Below are 18,594 nucleotides of genomic sequence, written 5' to 3' on the forward strand. Positions count from 1 at the left end.
TGAAGCTCAGACTCTCTGCTTGTAAGAGTTGCTGTTCTCGTTGCTAGGCTCACCGCATCACGGAACAGCAGTCGTCCCGGCCAGAGAGAGCAGAAGCCATGACCGTCACCCCCCTCGTTCGAGCGGACAGCATGCCGCAGCACACCGACGCCTGGAAGGCGCTCAAAGCGGCGGCACAGGAGTTGCGGCTCCTGCAGGTCAAGGACGGTTCCATCCCGGAGGCCGAGCACCACCCCGCGGCCTCGGCGCACGCCCTCAGGATCACCACGGCCGTCGAGGAGCTCGCTCCCCTGTTCCCGCACGACGCCGACTACCTCGCCCGCACCGTGACGGCCTTCGAGGAATGGCGTGCCGGAGGCTTCGCCGTCCCCGACTTCCTCGAACCGCTGCTCGCCTTCCAGCCGCAGCTGGATCGCACGGACGGCCTCCAGCACCTCGTCGTCTTCCCGATGTACACCCAGAACGGCAGCACCAGCCGGCTCGTCGAGGCCGTGCTCGTCGAGGTGCTGTGGCCGGAGTTCGTCGCCGAACTGGAGGAGGGCGACTACTCCAACGCCCTTTTCGTGCCGATCAGGTTCCTCGACTTCACCGACGGCTACAGCACGAATTCCGCGGTGCTCTTCCCCGAGACCGTCGCCGTCAGCCGGACGCCGACCTTCACCTGGGGGGCCATCTTCGCGGACAGGGAGGCCGCGCGTTTCCGTCGCGTGGTGCGTGCGGCTGCCGGGATCACCCGCCTCGACCTGCCCGGCGAGGCGCTCGAGCTGCTGGAGGACCAGCAGCTCGCCGAGGAGACCTTCGTGATGTGGGACCTCATCCACGACCGCACCCACATGCGCGGCGACCTCCCGTTCGATCCGTTCATGATCAAGCAGCGCATGCCGTTCTTCCTGTACTCCCTCGAGGAACTGCGCTGCGACCTCACGGCCTTCCGCGAGTCCGTGAGGATCGCGAAGGACGAGGACGCCTCGCCCGAGGCTCGCCGGCATGCCCGCCTCGTGCAGTACGCCGTGATCTTCGACCGCATCTTCCGCTTCAGCATCACGGGCAGCCGCGTACGCAACTACGACGGCCTCGGCGGCCAGCTCCTGTTCGCGTGGATGCACCAGCATCGTGTGCTCCATTGGACGGACACCAAGCTCACCATCGACTGGGACGAGGTGGCCGACGTCGTCGTCGCCCTCGGCGAGCAGATCGAGCAACTGTACTGGCGTTCGATCGACCGCCCCAAGATCGCGCACTGGCTCGCCGCCTACGAGCTCGTCTCGGCCACGGTCACACCGCATCCCGCGTCCGTGTGGGCGAAGGGACCGGACGCGCTCGAGCTCATGGGCCCTCCGCGCGCCCTCACCGACGCCGTCCTGGACGACGAGTTCCCCCTGTCCATGTTCTTCGAGGCCCTGGACCGCAAGATGAAGCCCGTCATCGAGTCCACGGCCGGCATCACGGCGGACGCGGCATGAGCGCCGGCGCCGGTACGCGCACGGCCGTCGTCGCCGGTGCCACCAGCGCCTCCGGGGTCGCCCTGGTCCGGCGGCTGGTCGCGGACGGACTGACCGTCGTCGCCGTCGGATCCCATGCCGGCCGCCTCGACGCGGCCTTCGCGGACCTCGGCGGGGTCGACCGGCAGGCATGCGACCTGACGGACGAAACAGCCGTCCTCGCCCTCGCCGACCGCGTACGCACCGACCACGGCGGCGTCGACGCACTCTTCCACCTCGTCGGCGGCTGGCGCGGCGGCAAGGGCATCACCACGCAGACCACCGAGGACTACGGCTTCCTGCACCGCTCGGTCTTCACGACCCTGTTCAACACGAGCCGGGCGTTCTACGACCAGTTGGCCGCGCGCGGTGGCAGGCTCGCCGCCATCTCGGCCACGGCCGTCGCCGCGCCCACTGCGGCGAACGCGTCCTACGCCGCGGTGAAGGCCTCCGTCGACGCCTGGGTGCAGGCCGTCGCCGACGGCTTCGCCCGGGACGGCACGACGGCGGCCGCGAGCGTCGTCGTCGTCAGGGCCCTCGTGGACGACGCCATGCGCGCGCAGCATCCGGACCGGCCGTTCAAGGGCTACACGCACGTCGACGACCTGGCGGCGATCCTCGCCGGCCTGCCCGGGGCGCCCGCCGCGGAGGTCAACGGGACGCGCATCGACGCGGTTCGGGGATAATAGGACGGTGACCGACACCCTGACCCCCGTGGCCCCTCCCGCCTCCCTGCACGACCGCACCCGGCGCAGCTTCGCGTCGGACAACTACTCGGGAGTGCATCCCGAGGTCCTCGCGGCCGTCGCCGCAGCGAACGAGGGACACCAGGTCGCCTACGGCGAGGACCAGTACACGGCGCGGCTGCTGGAGGTGATGGAGCACCACTTCGGCGAGGGGATCTCCATCTACCCCGTCTTCAACGGCACCGGAGCGAACGTCCTCTCCCTGCAGTCGGTCCTGCCGCGCTGGGGCGCCGTGATCTGCCCGCAGACCGCCCATATCAACGTCGACGAGAACGCCGCGCCCGAGCGCGTGGGCGGCATTAAGCTCCTGACCGTGCCCACACCGGACGGCAAGCTCACGCCCGAGCTGATCGACCGCGAGGCGTGGGGGTGGGGCGACCAGCACCGCGCGCAGCCCCTGGCCGTCTCCATCACGCAGACCACGGAGCTCGGCACGCTCTACTCGGTCGCCGAGATCAGGGCCATCGCGGATCACTGCCACGCCCGCGGGATGCGCCTGCACATGGACGGCGCCCGGCTCGCGAACGCCGCCGCGGCGCTCGGCCAGCCCCTCCGGGCCTTCACGCGGGATGCCGGCGTGGACATCCTGTCCTTCGGCGGCACCAAGAACGGCCTCATGTTCGGCGAGTGCGTCGTCGTGCTGAACCAGGAGGCGTCCACGGGACTGGAGTACCTGCGCAAGCTCAACATGCAGCTCGCGTCGAAGATGCGCTTCGTCTCCGCCCAGCTCATCGCCCTGCTCGACGGCGACCTGTGGCTCCGTTCCGCGTCCCACGCGAACGCCATGGCGGCCCGGCTGACGGAGGGCGTCCGGGGGATCCCCGGCGTCACGCTGACGCAGGAGACCACCGCGAACGCGGTGTTCGCGATCCTGCCCCCCGGGACCGCGGATCGCATCCGCGAGAGCTTCCGGTTCTACGACTGGGACCAGGCCACGGGCGAGGTCCGCTGGATGTGCTCGTTCGACACCACCGAGGACGACGTCGACGCCTTCATCGAGGCCATCCGCCGGGAAGTGTCCGCCTGACGGTCCCGGCGCGCCGCACCTGCGCGCCCGTCGGCAGGGCATAGCCTGCGGGGGTGAGTGCTATCGGTGGCGTGTCAGAGCTTCCAGCCGAGTTCCTCGACGCCCTCGCGGGTTTGAGGAGGGCAGGACACCGCAGCGAGATCCGCCTCGAGGAGATCCCCGCCCCGTCGCGCCTGGCCCCGTTCGCCGTCGCCCTCGGCGCCGAGGTGTTCGAGGCGACGCCCGCGCCGCCGCTACCCGTCCACGGCCCGGCACGCACGCTCATCCTCCCGCCCGACCCGGAGGAACTGGCGACGGGCCGCTTCATCCTCCTCTACGACCCGGCGGGGTCCGAGGTCTGGAACGGTCGGTTCCGGATCGTGACCTACATCCGCGCCCAGCTCGAGGCGGACATGGGCAACGACGCCCTCCTCGGCTCCGTCGCGTGGACCTGGCTCGTGGAAGCCCTGCAGAACCACGGCGCCCGCCACTGCAGCGCCGGCGGGACGGCGACGAGGATCCTGTCCGAGAGCTACGGCACGCTCGAGGAGCGCGCGGACACCATCGACATCGAACTGCGGGCGTCCTGGACACCCGACACATCCGACGTGCGGCGCCACCTCGAGGCCTGGACCGACATGGTGTGCACCTTCGCCGGCCTGCCACCCCTGCCCGACGGCGTCCTGCACCTGCCGCACCGCAGGTCCTGAGGCCGCGTGCGAATCGCCGGGCGAGGAGGCCGTCAGGCCGCGGAATGCTCCGGGATAGACTGAAAACACCATGAGTTCCCACACTTCCGAACAGACGGACCGCGCCGCAGCATCCGATCCCGCCGACGCAGGCACACCAGAAGCACTCCCCCTCCTCACCGAGCCACGCGACGGCGTGCCCCTGGTCATCGACACGCGGACGGGCCTCGAACGCGCCGCTGCGGCCCTCGCGGCCGGGACGGGACCGGCGGGCGTCGACGCGGAGCGGGCCTCGGGCTTCCGGTACGGGCAGCGCGCCTTCCTCGTGCAGATCCGCCGCGAGGGGGCGGGCACCTGGCTCATCGACCCGGAGCCCTTCGACGACCTGCGCATCATCGACGACGCCCTCGACGGCGTCGAGTGGATCCTGCATGCCGCCAGCCAGGACCTGCCCTGCCTCTCCGAGCTCGGCATGTGGCCGGACCGGCTCTTCGACACGGAGCTCGCGGCGCGACTGGCCGGACTGCCCCGGGTGGGCCTCGCCGCCGTCATCGAATCGCAGCTCGGTTTCAGCCTCGCCAAGGAACACTCGGCCGCGGACTGGTCGAAGCGGCCGCTGCCGGAGCCCTGGCTCCGCTACGCGGCGCTCGACGTCGAGGTCCTCACGGAACTGCGGGACAAGCTGGCCGCGCTCCTCGAGCAGGACGGCAAGCTCGGTATCGCCGAGGAGGAGTTCGAGCACATCCGCCAGACTCCGCCCGCCGAGCCGCGCGTCGACCCGTGGCGCCGCACCTCCGGGCTGCACCAGCTGCGCGATCGGCGACAGCTCGCGGCCGTGCGGCAGATGTGGCTCGAGCGCGAGGACCTCGCGCAGCGCCGCGACGTCGCCCCCGGCCGGCTGATCCCCGACTCCGCCATCGTCGCCGCCGCCAAGGCCATGCCCTCCACCGTCCCCCAGCTGCTGGCGACCAAGGGGTTCCACGGCCGGGCAGCGCAGAAGGAGGCGCCGCGCTGGATCCGGTGCATCAGCGAGGCGGGGAAGCTCACCGACCTGCCGCCCCTGCATGTCTCCTCGAACGCTCCTCCCCCTCCGCGCGTCTGGGCGGAGAAGGACCCCGAGGCCGCGGCCCGGCTGCAGACCGCCCGCCCCCGCGTGGCACAGTGCGCCGAGAAGCTGGGGATGCCGGTGGAGAACCTGCTGACCCCGGACTACCTGCGCCGCATCGCCTGGCGCCCGCCCGCGGAGATCTCGCTCGAGTCCGTGACGGCGTCCCTCGCCGATCTCGGCGCGCGGCCGTGGCAGATCGAGCAGGTCGCCGCGATCATCACGGTCGCGTTCCTCGACCCGGACCCGCTGCCCGCCAAGGGCGGACAGGGAACCCAGGACGCGGCCGCCGACTAGCCCACCCCCACCTGGGCGGCCGCTTGCACGCTATGTTACTGACCAGTAACATGTTCGCGGATCAACATCTCAAAGAGGAGTACCAGGTGAGCCTAGAAACCGGGACCACGCCCACGGCCAGAACATCACGTGCACGCGCCGTCCGCGACGTCGTCTTCGTCGACGGAGTACGGACCCCCTTCGGCAAGGCGGGCGACAAGGGCATCTACGCCGGCATGCGCGCCGACGACCTCGTGGTGAAGTGCATCCGCGACCTGCTGCGCCGGAACCCCTCCCTGCCGCCCGAGCGCATCGACGACGTCGCGATCGCCGCCACCACCCAGACCGGAGACCAGGGCCTCACGATCGGCCGCACGGCCGCCCTCCTGGCAGGGCTCCCCCGCACCGTCCCCGGCTTCGCGATCGACCGCATGTGTGCGGGCGCCATGACGGCCGTGACCACCACGGCGTCCGGCATCGCGTTCGGAGCGTACGACGTCGTCATCGCCGGCGGCGTCGAGCACATGGGCAACCACCCGATGGGCGTCGGGACGGACCCGAACCCGCGGTTCATGTCCGAGCGCATCGTCGACCCGGCGGCCCTGAACATGGGCAACACCGCCGAGAACCTCCACGACCGGTTCCCCGCGATCACGAAGGACCGCACGGACGCCTATGCCGTGCGCAGCCAGGAGAAGCTCGCCGTGGCCTACGAGGAAGGGCGCATCCAGCCCGATCTCGTGCCGGTCGCCGGGAAGAAGCCCGGTGCGGGCTGGACCCTGAACAGCGTCGACGAACCCCCGCGTCCCGGCACCACCGTCCAGGACCTCGCGACGCTGCGTACCCCGTTCCGCGCCCACGGGCGCGTCACCGCGGGCAACGCGGCCGGACTGAACGACGGCGCCACCGCGGCCCTCCTCGCCTCCGCCGACGCGGCGGCGGAACTGGGACTGCCGGTACGCATGCGCCTGGTGGCCTACGCCTTCGCCGGCGTCGAGCCGGAGGTCATGGGCATCGGGCCCGTACCCGCCACGGAGAAGGCACTGCGCCAGGCCGGGCTGGACATCACCGACATCGGGCTCTTCGAGATCAACGAGGCCTTCGCCGTCCAGGTCCTGAGCTTCCTCGACCACTTCGGCATCGACGACGACGACCCGCGCGTGAACCGCTACGGCGGCGCCATCGCCGTCGGGCACCCGCTCGCCTCCTCCGGCGTCCGCCTGATGAACCAGCTCGCCCGCCAGTTCGAGGAGGACCCCTCGGTGCGCTACGGCATGACCACGATGTGCATCGGCCTCGGCATGGGCGCCACCGTCATCTGGGAGAACCCCCACCACGAGCACTACGGACAGGATGCAGCATGAGCTTCGAACGCTACGACGAACTGGCCGCGCTGGTTCCCACCGAGATCGTCACCCACTCGTACGTCCAGGACATCAGGCTCCCCGAAGGCGCCGGCGTGCTCGCGCTCATCACCCTCGACAACGACCTCGACCACTCGAAGCCCACGACCCTCGGGCCGAACACGCTGATCGAGTTCGGCCGCACCCTCGAGGGCCTGAAGGAACGCGCGGCGCGCGGCGAGATCGCCGCCGTCGCCGTGACCGGCAAGCCCTACTTCCTCGTCGCAGGCGCGGACCTCAGCACCGTCAAGAACGTCCGGTCCGAGCACCTCGGCCGCCTCATGGCCGAGCTCGGCCATGAGGCCTACGACCTCCTCGCCGACCTGGGCGTGCCGAGCTTCGCCTTCATCAACGGCGTGGCACTGGGCGGCGGCCTGGAGATCGCCCTCGCGGCGACCTACCGCACCGTGTCCTCGGGCGCCAACGGCATCGGCCTGCCCGAAGCCTTCATCGGCCTCGTCCCGGGCTGGGGCGGCGTCTACCGCCTGCCCCGCCTCATCGGCCCCGCCAACGCGGTGAAGGTCATGATCGAGAACCCGCTCAGCAACAACCGGAGCCTGAACGGCCGGGCTGCCTACGACCTCGGTATCGCGGACGCCCTCTTCGAGCCCGCCGACTACATCGAGCAGTCCCTGCTCTGGGCCGCACGGGTACTCCGCGGCGGCGAGGCCGCGGACGCCGTCGAGCAGCGGCGCGCCGGGCTCGCCCGGTACGACGACGATGCCTGGACCGGTGCCGTCGCGGCCGGCCGACGATTCGTCGAGGCGAAGACCAGCAACGCCGCTCCGGCGCCGTCGCGGGTACTCGACCTGCTCAAGGCGGGCCTCACCCTGTCCCGCAAGGAGTCGGCGGCCGCGGAGTGCACCGCCCTCGCCGAGCTCATGCAGACGTCCGAGTTCCATGCCACGGTCTACGCCTTCCTGGACCTGGTCCAGAAGCGCGGCAAGCGCCCCGCAGGTGCCCCCGACAGGAAGCTCGCCCGCCCGGTCTCGAAGATCGGCGTCGTGGGCGCCGGGCTCATGGCAAGCCAGCTCGCACTCCTGTTCGCCCGGCAGCTCAAGGTGCCGGTGGTCCTGACGGACATCGACCAGGCCCGTGTGGACAAGGGCGTCGCGTACGTCCACGCCGAGATCGACAAGATGCTCGACCGGAAGCGGCTGACGCAGGACGCCGCGAACCGCACCAGGGCGCTCGTCTCCGGCTCCGTGTCGAAGGAGGTGTTCGCCGACGCCGACTTCGTCATCGAGGCGGTCTTCGAGGAGCTGTCGGTCAAGAAGCAGGTATTCGCGGAGGTGGAGGCCGTCGTCTCGCCCGAGTGCATCCTCGCGACCAACACGTCGTCGCTGTCCGTGGCCGAGATGGCGGCGGACCTGGTGCACCCAGAACGCGTGGTCGGGTTCCACTTCTTCAACCCGGTCGCGGCCATGCCGCTGCTCGAGGTGGTCCGCGCGCCGAAGACCGACGACGCCGTGCTCTCGACCGCCTTCGTCCTCGCTAAGGGCCTGAAGAAGAACGCGGTCCTCGTGCAGGACGCGCCCGCGTTCGTGGTCAACCGGATCCTCGGCCGCATGTTCGGTGAGATCACCGCGGTCTTCGACGAGGGGACGGACGCGGAGACTGCGGACAACGCGCTCCGTCCCATGGGCCTGCCCATGACGCCGTTCCGCCTGCTCGCCCTCGTGGGCCTGCCGGTCGGGCAGCACGTGCAGGAGTCGCTGCACACCGCCTTCGGTGATCGCTTCCATGTCTCGGCGAACCAGCAGAAGCTGATCGATGCCGGGGTGAAGGGACTGTGGGAGAAGCAGGAGGACGGCTCCTTCCTGGTCCCCGAGCAGACGCTGGCGCTGATGGAGCGCGGTGACAGCCCGTCGACGTCGGACGGAGTGCTGCACCGCACGCAGGACGCCCTGGCGGACGAGATCGGACGCATGCTCGACGAGGGCGTCGTCGCGGCCCCGGAGGACATCGACCTGTGCATGATCATGGGCGCCGGATGGCCGATGCACCTGGGCGGCATCACCCCGTACCTGGACCGCGTCGGTGCGTCCGAGCGCGTCAACGGGAAGCGGTTCCACCAGGCCTGACGCAGTACCTCAGCCGCCCCTGCGCGGCGTCTCACAGACAGAAGCGGCGTCTCACAGACAGAAAAGGCCTCGATCGAAGGATCGGGGCCTTTTCTGCTTTCTGTTGCGCCGTCGACGTCGACGGCGAGGGTGGGCGGGGTGCACACGGCGGAGACCGCTCGAGGGTGGGATTCCCCGGTGGTGGATCTTCCCTGCCGGCCTCTGCGTGATGGGTCAGGCGAAGAGCAGTTCAGCTCGTCGAGAGCGTCGCGTGGTGAGGTATGTCGGCGTGCTGGGATCGTCCGGTGCCTCGTTCGGGGGCGTCGGCGTGTGGGCCTGTCCCTCCAGACCCTGAGCGCGTTGCAGTTCGTGCTCTCGTTCGTGCTCGAGTTCGTTCGGACCGCTGCCGGGGAGGGGTGGTGCGGTGGAGTGGTATGTGTGGCCGGTGGGCGTGCGGAGCTCGAGGGCATGCCGGGCCTCTGGACCGGGGTTGGGAGGGGCTGTTGCCGTCCAGCCGGCGAGTTCCTTGGTGTGGTTGCAGGCCTCACAGAGCCCTGCGCCGTTGGTGAGGCTGGTGGTCCCGTCATTGCGCCAGCGGATGATGTGGTCGTAGTGGCGGATCGGCGCATCACAGTACGGGGTCCGGCACAAATGATCCCGGGCCTCGATGAAGCGGCGCTGCCCTGGCGTGAAAAGTCTCGCTCTGGAGTCGGCCGCGATCAGCTCCCCACTCCTCGGAGCGGTATAAAGGCGCCGCAGCCAGACCTCGAACTCCCGTTCGGCATCTGAATTAGCAGCGTTCCCTGCGGCGGCTCCGGCTGGCGGCACGGCTGCGCGCTGGAACGCCTGCCCGGTGGGCTGCCCGGCTGACTGATCGGTGGGTTGATTCCTGGGCTGACCCGCGGGCTGGTCGAATGGGTGCTTTGTGGTGTTCCGGGTGGCGAGGAGGTCCCTCGCCCAGCCGGCCGGGACGATCCCGTAGCCGGGCAGCCGAGCCGGTTCGCTATCACCCTGGAGGAGGGTCCTGTCCGTTATGATCAGCTGCACCTCCACCCGGGAGAACCCGCCCGGTGTGCCCGTGGTCCGCTCCACCAGGGCATCAGCCATCACCTGACCCCGGCTGCGCTGATCGCCTTGCGCCCGGCAGGCGTCGGCGTGCCGGGTCAGTTCCGCGTGCACCGCCACCCCCTGGGCGACGGGCAGCAGGGCGGTCAGATAGGTCATGGTGTCCGGGGCCGGACGCAGACTCACATGCCGCTCCGACGCCGCGTGACTGGCCCGCTGCGTGACCGAGCGGGGATCCCGCCGATACGCGGCCGCCCGCGCCGCGGCGGCGATCTGCCGGTCACCGGCCCCGTCGAAGGTGCCGGTATCCGCGGCCAGCTCCTCGTCGACCGCGCACCGATCCGCAGCACTCAGGCAGCCGGTCTCCCGGACCAGCAAAGTGGCCCGCCATTCATAGAGTCGCCCGGCCTCGAGGGCGGCCATCGTGTGGGGCATCTCCGTCACCAACGCCCTGGCCAACCCCAACAACCGGCCGCCGCGGGCCGGGGACTCCCTCCGGGCCAGGGCGATCTGCGCGGCCACACCCTTGCCCTGCTCCGCGGCCGGGACACCGGCCGCGGTCTGGGACCGACGCTGGTCGACGTCGAAGGCGACCGTATCCCGGGCCTGCCGACCGGCGATCATGGACTTCAACTCCTCTGAATCACGCACCTCATCGATCAGCTCGACACCATCCGCAGGCATGGGGAGAGAGGCCAAGGCATCGGCCAGATCCCGTACACACCCAACCCGCACGAAACCCCCCGGGACAGCACCAGTGGCAATCGGGACATCCGCGGACGGGGCAGCAGAAGGGACAGCGGCGCGCACTGGAGCGTCACCGGGAAGCATGGTCCTGAGCTGATCGGTCAGCGCCTGCAGCCGGTCCACCAGGTCGACAGTGACCGCGCCCGTTGAAAGGGACGCCATCGCGCCAATCAGATCCCGCACACCGTCCGCCGAAACCGCAGTACCCACTGGAGCGCCGCCGGTTACGGCGGTTTCGAGCGGAGCATTCTGGCTGCTGTCCATACTGAATTATCCCAACCACCACCGACATTATGCGGCCGCCCGCACCCGACGCCGAGGGCAGAGATCACCAGCAACTGAGGGGTTCTCAAGCCTTTGATTCGTCGATCCCGAGACAGCACAACTCAGTCCGGACCAGAAGCACCGTAGGAGCATGTGGTCCGTCCGAGACTTCTGAACGGGCAGTACCGGAGCCCGCAGAGGGTCTGCCAAGGCATCGGCCACCGCGTGACTCAGCTCACAAGAAGGTCAGTGGTGCCCGAGATACTGCGCCATGGAAAAGAACCAGAATCTCCAGCCGAACCAGATCGGCACGCTACCCGAGGGGGTCGTTCCGAGCGGCACCGGACCGAGCAATGCTGCCCGCAGTGGTGCTGCATTCTTCCGTAGCCCGGCCCAACACATCCTGGCTGTGGTCCGCTCACTGGAACCAATGCCTCTCAGCTCGGATCCGGAGGAGCTCCTCCGTCAGATGCAAGTGCTCGACGACCTGCAGGACGCCCTCGCCCTCGCTGAGGCCCGGATCATCCTGTCGATCGCCATGGACGAGTTCCATGCCCGAGCTGCGTCGAGGTCCCCCGCAGCAGATCAAAGGCGGCGATAGCCGCGCAGGCGCCCTTGCCCGCCACGAGTAGTACTTCAGCTGGGAGCGCTGCTCGCGGGCAGTCGTGGCCGCGCGCGGGCCGTTTGCTGCTCGGCTCAGCCGATCGGGCTCGGCCGCTCGAGCTCAGGCGGCCAGTTTCGACCGACCGGTACCAGGCCGCCCGGCTCAGGCCGCTGGGCGGGGGAAGATTCGGTCGAGTTCGGTGAGGTCGTCGTCCGACGGCGTCCAGTCGGCCGCCGCCGCATTCTGCCGCACCTGCTCCGGCGAGGTGGCGCCGGCGATCACGGATCCGACGGACGGCTGGGCGGCGAGCCAGGAGAAGGCCACCTGGACCTCGGTGAGTTCCCGTTCGGCAGCGAACGCGGTGAAAGCCTCGAGCTGGTCCCAGTCCGCGGTCTCCAGCACGTTCTTGCGTGAGTGGGTGAGCCTGCTGCCGGCGGGGACCTCGTTGCGCCGGTACTTGCCGGTGAGCAGCCCATTGGCGAGAGGGAAGTACGGCAGGATGCCCAGGCCGTAGGCCTCGACGGCGGGGACCACTTCGCGTTCGAGGCGACGGTCCAGCAGGTTGTACGGGTTCTGCGCAGAGATGAAGGGCGTGTAACCGCCGCTGCGTGCCGTGAACTCGGCCTCGGCGATCTGCCAGCCGGCGAAGTTGGAGTGCCCGAGGTAGCGCACCTTGCCGCTGGTCACGAGGTCGTCGAGGGCCGCAAGGGTCTCCTCGATGGGCGTCCGGGCGTCCGGTGCGTGGTACTGGTACAGGTCGATCCACTCGGTGTCGAGGCGCCGCAGGGAGGCCTCGACCGCGCGGATGATGTAGCGGCGGGACCCGCGGGCGCCCCAGTCGGGTCCGTTGACACCGTCCATGTCGAGGCCGAACTTCGTGGCCAGGACGACGTCGTCGCGCCGGGTGCGGAGGGCCTTGCCGAGCTGCACCTCACTCACGCCCGGTGCCTTGCCGTACATGTCGGCGACGTCGAACAGGGTGATCCCGGCGTCGATCGCCGCATGGACGACGGCGTCGGTGCCCTCCTGCGACTCGGAGGTGGTGCCGGCCCGGCCGAGGTTGTTGCAGCCGAGCCCGACGGTGGAAACGCTGAGCCCCGAGGCGCCCAGTCTGCGATAGGTCATCATGCCCCTAACTTACCAACACAGTTGCCCCAGGCACATGACCCGGGGCAACGATGTTTGCGGTGGCGTCAGGCGAACCAGATACCGATCTCCCGCTCCGCGGACTCTGCCGAGTCGGACCCGTGGACGAGGTTCTGCTGGACCTTCAGGCCCCAGTCGCGGCCGAGGTCGCCGCGGATGGTGCCGGGCGCCGCCGTCGTCGGGTCCGTGGTCCCCGCCACCGAGCGGAAGCCTTCGATGACGCGCTCGCCCTCGAAGACGGCGGCGACGATCGGGCCGCTCAGCATGAATTCGACGAGCGGCTCGTAGAAGGGCTTGCCGAGGTGCTCGGCGTAGTGCTCCTCGAGCAGTTCACGGGTGGCGTGCACGCGCTTCAGCTCGGCGATGGTGTAGCCCTTCGCCTCGACACGGGACAGGACGGTGCCCGTCAGGCCGCGGGACACGCCGTCGGGCTTGACGAGGACAAGGGTGCGCTCAACGCTCATGGGGACTCCTGGGATGGATGCGCCGTCATGGACGGCGCGGATGGAACAACTGGTACCGGGTTCGACTCTACTAAATGCCCTACCCCTCGGGGTTCGCCTTCTCCCACTTCGCCTGCAGGCGGTCACGCTCCACGTTCTCGCGGTCCACGCGCGTCCCCTGCCGGATCCCGTACAGCCAGGTGAGGGCGAACGCGAGCCCGACGACGAACATGGCGGGTTCGAGGAAGCCCCCGGCGATGAGGACGAGCTGGAGGATCCAGCCGAGGGCGATGCCCCACTTCTTCGTCAGGACCGCGCAGGTGAGCACGAGCACCACGCTCAGGAGCAGTCCGGAGGTCAGGATGACGGCCGGCGGGATCTCGTCGCGCCGCAATCCGAAGACGACGAGCGTCGCGAAGAACACCACGAACGCCTCGAGGAGGAGGACCGTCGAAGCGAACATGACCTTCGTGGACCGCCGCTTCTTCGGCATACCGGGCCGCCACTCGCGCTGCGCCTTGGTCATGCGTCGTGCCATGCGTGGGCCTACTTCCCGAGGAGGGTGCGGGTTTCCCCGACCACCGTGATGGATCCGGTCACGAGGATGCCGCCGGCGAGGTCGTTGTTCTCCTCGGCCTTCATCACCGCCCACTCCAGGGCGTCGTCGAGCCCGGGCAGGATGGTGATGTTCTCCTCAGCGAACCCGGCCGACAGCGCTGCCTGCAGGAGGTCGGCGGCGGGGACGGACCGGGGCGATGTCGACTGCGTCAGGCAGACGTCCTCGAGGATGCCACCGAGCTCCTCGTGCAGCTCGGCCAGCATGCCCGCCGCGTCCTTGTCCTGCAGTACCCCGATGACGAGGACGAGCCGGCTGAAGTCGAACGCGTCGTTGATGCCCTTGGCCGCGGCGCGCGCCCCGGCAGGGTTGTGCGCTGCGTCCACGATGATGCTGGGTGCGGTCCGCACCACTTCGAGGCGGCCGGGTGAGGTGACGGCCCGCAGCCCGTTGCGCACGAGCTCCGTCTCGAGTTCGCGCTCGCCCCCGCCGAGGAACGCCTCGACGGCGGCGACGGCGACGGCCGCGTTCTCCGCCTGGTGCTCGCCGTGCAGGGGTACCAGCAGTTCGCCGTACCGGCCGGCGAGCCCGGTGATGGACACCACCTGGCCACCGACCGCGACCGTGCGGGACTCGATGCCGAACTCGACGCCCTCGAAGCGGAACTCCGCCCCGACCTCGCGGGCCCGCTCGAGGAGGACCTGCGCGGCGTCGCGGGGCTGGATCGCGCTGACCAGGAAGCTCCCGGGCTTGATGATGCCGGCCTTCTCGAGCGCGATGTCCTCCACGGTGTCGCCCAGCAGCTCGGTGTGGTCGAGGGAGATCGGGGTGACGACGGCCACCTGGCCGTCGCCGACGTTCGTTGCGTCGGTGATCCCTCCGAGTCCCACCTCGATGACGCCGACGTCGATCGGCTCGTCCGCGAAGATCGCGAACGCGAGGATGGTGACGCACTCGAAGTAGGTCAGGCGCGGCTCCCCGGCGACGAGGAGTTCGCCGTCGACGATGTCGAGGTAGGGCTTGATCTCGTCCCAGACCCGGACGAACGTCTCGTCCCGGACGGGCTCCCCGTCGATGCAGATGCGCTCCGTGACCCGCGCGAGGTGCGGGCTCGTGAAGCGGCCGGTCCGCAGGTCGTGCGCCAGCAGGATGCTCTCGATCATGCGTGCGGTCGAGGTCTTCCCGTTGGTGCCGGTGATGTGGATGATCGGGAACGCCCTGTTGGGCTCACCCAGGATCTCCATCGCCCGGTGGAGGGGCGCCATGCGCGGCTCCATCCTGTGCTCCGGGGCGCGGCCGAGCAGCTCCGCGTACACGCTCTCGACCGAGAAGGCGTCCAGCCCGGCGCTGCTCCCCGTGGCGTCGGTGGCGTCGGTGCCTGTCGTGTCATCCATGCTGCTGCTCCTGCTTCTCGACGGTGATGGTGAAGTCCTCGCGCGCGTCCGGGACTGCCTCGATGCGCAGCTCGACCGTCAGGGTCTCGGCCCTGATCAGCCCGGCGTTCGCCTCGAGCGCTCCGACCTGCCCGTGGGCGACGCCGACGGTGGTGCGGATGCGGTCGCTGATGTCGAGGTCGGCGTCGCGGCGTGCCTGCTGGATGGCGCGGATGGCGTCGCGGGCCGTCCCCTCGGCGGCCAGCTCGGCCGTCACCTCGGTGTCGAGGACGAGGAACCCGCCACCGGGCAGGACTGTCACCGCCTTCGAGGCGGCGTCGTTGCCCTCCACCACGGTGTCCAGGGTGTATTCGTGCGGCTCGAGGGCGAGGCCTCCCGCGGTGACGCCGCCGTCGTCGTCGACCTGCCAGTCGCCCGACTTCGACGCCTTGATCACCGTCTGGACGTTCTTGCCCAGCCGTGGTCCTGCCGCGCGGGCGTTGACCACGAGCCGCTGGGTGATGCCGAACTCGGCCGGTTCGGCGTCGGCCGAGTCGATCAGGCGCACGCCCTTGAGGTTCAGCTCGTCGGCGATGATCGTCGCGTACTGCCCGGCGAGGTCAGCGGCGGCGGGCGCCACGACGGTGAGCTCCCGGAGCGGGAGCCTCACCCGGAGGTTCGCGGCCTTGCGCAGGCTGGAACCGACCGAGCAGACCGCACGCGTGCGGTCCATCTGCTCCACCAGATCCGGGGCGGCGGGGAACGACGTCGCTTCGGGCCAGTCGGTGAGGTGGACGGACCGGCCGCCCGTGAGGCCGCGCCAGATCTCCTCGGTGACGAGGGGGAGCAGCGGTGCGGCGACCCGGCACACGGCTTCGAGGCACGTGTAGAGGACGTCGAACGCGTCGGTGTCCTCGTCGAAGAACCGCTGGCGGCTGCGGCGCACGTACCAGTTGGTGAGGGTGTCGAGGTAGCGTCGCAGGGACTCGCAGGCGTCACTGATCGTGAAGGCGTCGAGCGCTCCGGTGAGGTCGCGGACGAGGTTCCCCGTGTTGGCGAGGATGTAGCGGTCGATCGGCTCGCTCAGGAGCGCGGCGACCTCCGGCGTCACGGTCTTCGCCTCGTAGCCCTGTCCGCCCTGGGCGGCGTTGGTGTAGAGGCTGAAGAAATGCCAGACGTTCCACAGGGGCAGGATGACCTGGCGGACGCCGTCGCGGATGCCCTGCTCGGTGACCACCAGGTTGCCACCGCGCAGGATCGGCGAGGCCATGAGGAACCAGCGCATGGCGTCCGAGCCGTCGCGGTCGAAGACCTCCGAGACGTCCGGGTAGTTGCGCAGGCTCTTGGACATCTTCTGCCCGTCGGAGCCGAGCACGATGCCGTGGCTGATGACGTTGCGGAAGGCCGGCCGGTCGAACAGTGCCGTGGACAGGATGTGCAGCATGTAGAACCAGCCGCGGGTCTGCCCGATGTACTCGACGATGAAGTCGGCCGGGTTGTGCGTGTTGAACCACTGCTCGTTCTCGAACGGGTAGTGCACCTGCCCGTAGGGCATGGACCCGGAGTCGAACCAGACGTCCAGGACGTCCTCGACGCGGCGCATGGTCGACTGCCCGGTGGGGTCGTCCGGGTTGGGCCGGGTGAGCTCGTCGATGAAGGGGCGGTGGAGGTCCACCTCACCCTGCTTGTTGACCGGCAGTCGTCCGAAGTCCGCCTTGAGCTCGGCGAGCGAGCCGTAGACGTCGGTGCGCGGGTACTCGGGGTTGTCCGACTGCCAGACGGGGATGGGGCTGCCCCAGAAGCGGTTGCGGCTGATGGACCAGTCGCGCGCGTTGGAGAGCCACTTCCCGAACTGGCCGTCCTTGACGTTGCCCGGGATCCAGGTGATGTCCTGGTTCAGTTCCACCATGCGGTCGCGGATCTTGGTCACTTCGACGTACCAGGAGGACACCGCGCGGTAGATCAGCGGATTGCGGCAGCGCCAGCAGTGCGGGTAGCTGTGGACGTAGCTGGACTGGCGGACCAGGCGCCCCTCGGACTTCAGGACGCGCGTGATGTGCCGGTTGGCCTCGAAGACCTGCAGCCCGACGATCTCCGCGAGCGGTCCGCTGCCGAACACGGGCAGGAACTTCGCACCCTCGTCGACCGACAGGATCACCTGGATGCCGGCCTCCTCGCAGACCTTCTGGTCCTCCTCGCCGTAAGCGGGCGCCTGGTGGACCAGGCCGGTGCCGTCGGTGGTGGTGACGTAGTCCGCGACGAGGATGCGGAAGGCGTTGCGGTAGCCGCCCTCCTCGGGGTCCGCGAGGTAGTCCCACAGCGGCTGGTAGGTGAGTCCCGCCAGCTCGGTTCCGAGGTGCCGGGAGGTGACGGCATCGCGCGCGGCGGCGGCATCGACGAAGCCGAGGTCCTTGGCATAGTTGCCGAGGAGCTCCTCGGCGATCAGGTAGCGCCCACCCGCGTCGTCGCGCCGACCCTCGACGACGACATAGCTGATGTCCGGCCCGACGGCGAGCGCGGCATTGGTGGGCAGGGTCCAGGGCGTGGTGGTCCAGGCGAGGGCCTGCACGCCGGCGAGGTCCTTCGACAGGGCCGAATCGCCGGGGAGGATGGGGAACGTGACCGTGACGGTCTGGTCCTGGCGGTCCTGGTAGACGTCCTCATCCATGCGCAGTTCGTGGTTGGACAGCGGCGTCTCGTCGTTCCAGCAGTACGGCAGCACGCGGTACCCGTTGTAGGTGAGGCCCTTCTGGTGCAGGGTCTTGAACGCCCAGAGGACGGACTCCATGTACTCGGGGTTGAGGGTCTTGTAGTCGTTGTCGAAGTCGACCCAGCGCGCCTGGCGGGTCACGTAGTCGCGCCACTCCCCCGCGTACTTCATCACGGACGCGCGGGAGGCGTCGTTGAACTTGTCGATGCCCATGGCGAGGATCTGCTGCTTGTCGGTCATGCCGAGCTGCTTCATCGCCTCGAGTTCGGCGGGCAGGCCGTGCGTGTCCCAGCCGAAGCGCCGTTCGACGCGGCGTCCGCGCTGCGTCTGGTACCGGCCCACCAGGTCCTTGGCGTAGCCCGTGAGGAGGTGGCCGTAGTGCGGCAGGCCGTTGGCGAACGGCGGTCCGTCGTAGAACACGAACTCGTTGGAGCCGTCGACGCCGGCGTCGCGGTGGTCGATCGACGCCTGGAAGGTGCCGTCCTCCTGCCAGTAGCGGAGGACGCGCTCTTCGAGCTCGGGGAAGCGCGGCGAGGCGCTGGTCCCGGCGGAGGGTGTGCCGCCGTCGTCGGGCGACACGGCTTTGGGGTAGATCTGCGGCATGGGTCTCATCCTGTGTACGGCGGCGTCGGGTGGTGCAGGAGTCCTGCCGTGAGGACGGGACCCTGTCTCCCGCCGCCGGTTGCCTAACCGGCTGCGAGGGTCCAGGACCCGCGGTACCACCTCACTTGCCGCCGTCGTCCGCCGTGCCGCTCATCGCGGTCACGCGGGCCGGGGCCGCCGCTCGTTTCTAGGCTGTGACGGGCCTGCCCGTCCGGTTCTACGGGCCGCCTCCCGGGAGGCGGCCTTTCTTCCGGAAGCTCACCGGTGATGGCCGGGTCGACGCTTGTCCGTCCAGTCTATCCCGGCTCCGAATT

At 69.6% G+C, this 18,594-nt stretch carries 14 protein-coding genes; 8 read left to right on the plus strand and 6 right to left on the minus strand.

From position 1 onward, the window contains the following. Positions 1-98: 98 nt before the first annotated feature. From IWX63_RS10895 to IWX63_RS10925, 7 genes are all read left to right on the plus strand, one after another. Entirely contained in the window at positions 99-1,463 is a 1,365-nt protein-coding gene (locus tag IWX63_RS10895; protein ID WP_442859122.1) for a DUF6421 family protein, read from the plus strand. Then, complete coding sequence (locus tag IWX63_RS10900; protein ID WP_199278196.1) at positions 1,460-2,167, plus strand: SDR family NAD(P)-dependent oxidoreductase; 708 nt, start codon at positions 1,460-1,462, stop codon at positions 2,165-2,167. The genes IWX63_RS10895 and IWX63_RS10900 overlap by 4 nt, the downstream gene beginning before the upstream one ends. 7 nt (positions 2,168-2,174) lie before the next feature. Further along, the gene (locus tag IWX63_RS10905; RefSeq protein WP_199278197.1) at positions 2,175-3,254 is read left to right on the plus strand and encodes a threonine aldolase family protein; all 1,080 of its coding nucleotides are present in this window, start codon (positions 2,175-2,177) and stop codon (positions 3,252-3,254) included. A gap of 62 nt (positions 3,255-3,316) precedes the next feature. Further along, positions 3,317-3,943, plus strand: coding sequence for a DUF3000 domain-containing protein (locus IWX63_RS10910; RefSeq protein ID WP_199278307.1), 627 nt, complete (start codon positions 3,317-3,319; stop codon positions 3,941-3,943). A gap of 70 nt (positions 3,944-4,013) precedes the next feature. Continuing rightward, positions 4,014-5,324 (plus strand): HRDC domain-containing protein, encoded by a 1,311-nt coding sequence (locus IWX63_RS10915; RefSeq protein WP_199278198.1) that lies wholly within the window; start codon positions 4,014-4,016, stop codon positions 5,322-5,324. Between the two features lie 86 nt (positions 5,325-5,410). Then, positions 5,411-6,667, plus strand: a complete 1,257-nt coding sequence (locus tag IWX63_RS10920; RefSeq protein WP_199278199.1) for a thiolase family protein — start codon at positions 5,411-5,413, stop codon at positions 6,665-6,667. Continuing rightward, entirely contained in the window at positions 6,664-8,790 is a 2,127-nt protein-coding gene (locus tag IWX63_RS10925) for a 3-hydroxyacyl-CoA dehydrogenase NAD-binding domain-containing protein (RefSeq protein ID WP_199278200.1), read from the plus strand. The genes IWX63_RS10920 and IWX63_RS10925 overlap by 4 nt, the downstream gene beginning before the upstream one ends. Before the next feature lie 213 nt (positions 8,791-9,003). Here IWX63_RS10925 and IWX63_RS10930 read toward each other — a convergent pair whose 3' ends face one another. Further along, positions 9,004-10,518 (minus strand): DUF222 domain-containing protein, encoded by a 1,515-nt coding sequence (locus tag IWX63_RS10930; protein ID WP_334685803.1) that lies wholly within the window; start codon positions 10,516-10,518, stop codon positions 9,004-9,006. Between the two features lie 598 nt (positions 10,519-11,116). Between IWX63_RS10930 and IWX63_RS10935 the strand changes: the two genes are divergently transcribed. Beyond that, a complete protein-coding gene (locus IWX63_RS10935; RefSeq protein WP_199278201.1) occupies positions 11,117-11,446 on the plus strand; it encodes a hypothetical protein in 330 nt (109 codons plus the stop codon). Between the two features lie 165 nt (positions 11,447-11,611). Here the strand turns inward: IWX63_RS10935 and IWX63_RS10940 are convergent, their stop codons facing one another. From IWX63_RS10940 to ileS, 5 genes are all read right to left on the minus strand, one after another. After that, positions 11,612-12,577, minus strand: coding sequence for an aldo/keto reductase (locus IWX63_RS10940; protein WP_199278202.1), 966 nt, complete (start codon positions 12,575-12,577; stop codon positions 11,612-11,614). Between the two features lie 65 nt (positions 12,578-12,642). Beyond that, complete coding sequence (gene ndk / locus IWX63_RS10945; RefSeq protein ID WP_199278203.1) at positions 12,643-13,059, minus strand: nucleoside-diphosphate kinase; 417 nt, start codon at positions 13,057-13,059, stop codon at positions 12,643-12,645. 79 nt (positions 13,060-13,138) lie between these two features. After that, positions 13,139-13,576: a DUF4233 domain-containing protein gene (locus tag IWX63_RS10950; protein WP_334685804.1), complete on the minus strand. Its 438-nt coding sequence runs from the start codon at positions 13,574-13,576 to the stop codon at positions 13,139-13,141. 8 nt (positions 13,577-13,584) lie between these two features. Further along, positions 13,585-14,988, minus strand: a complete 1,404-nt coding sequence (locus IWX63_RS10955) for a bifunctional folylpolyglutamate synthase/dihydrofolate synthase (protein WP_199278204.1) — start codon at positions 14,986-14,988, stop codon at positions 13,585-13,587. Continuing rightward, positions 14,981-18,280, minus strand: a complete 3,300-nt coding sequence (ileS, locus tag IWX63_RS10960) for an isoleucine--tRNA ligase (protein WP_442859123.1) — start codon at positions 18,278-18,280, stop codon at positions 14,981-14,983. The genes IWX63_RS10955 and ileS overlap by 8 nt, the downstream gene beginning before the upstream one ends. Positions 18,281-18,594 lie beyond the last annotated feature (314 nt).

This window comes from Arthrobacter sp. CAN_A2 (genome assembly GCF_015752045.1).
Taxonomy (GTDB): Bacteria; Actinomycetota; Actinomycetes; order Actinomycetales; family Micrococcaceae; genus Arthrobacter_D.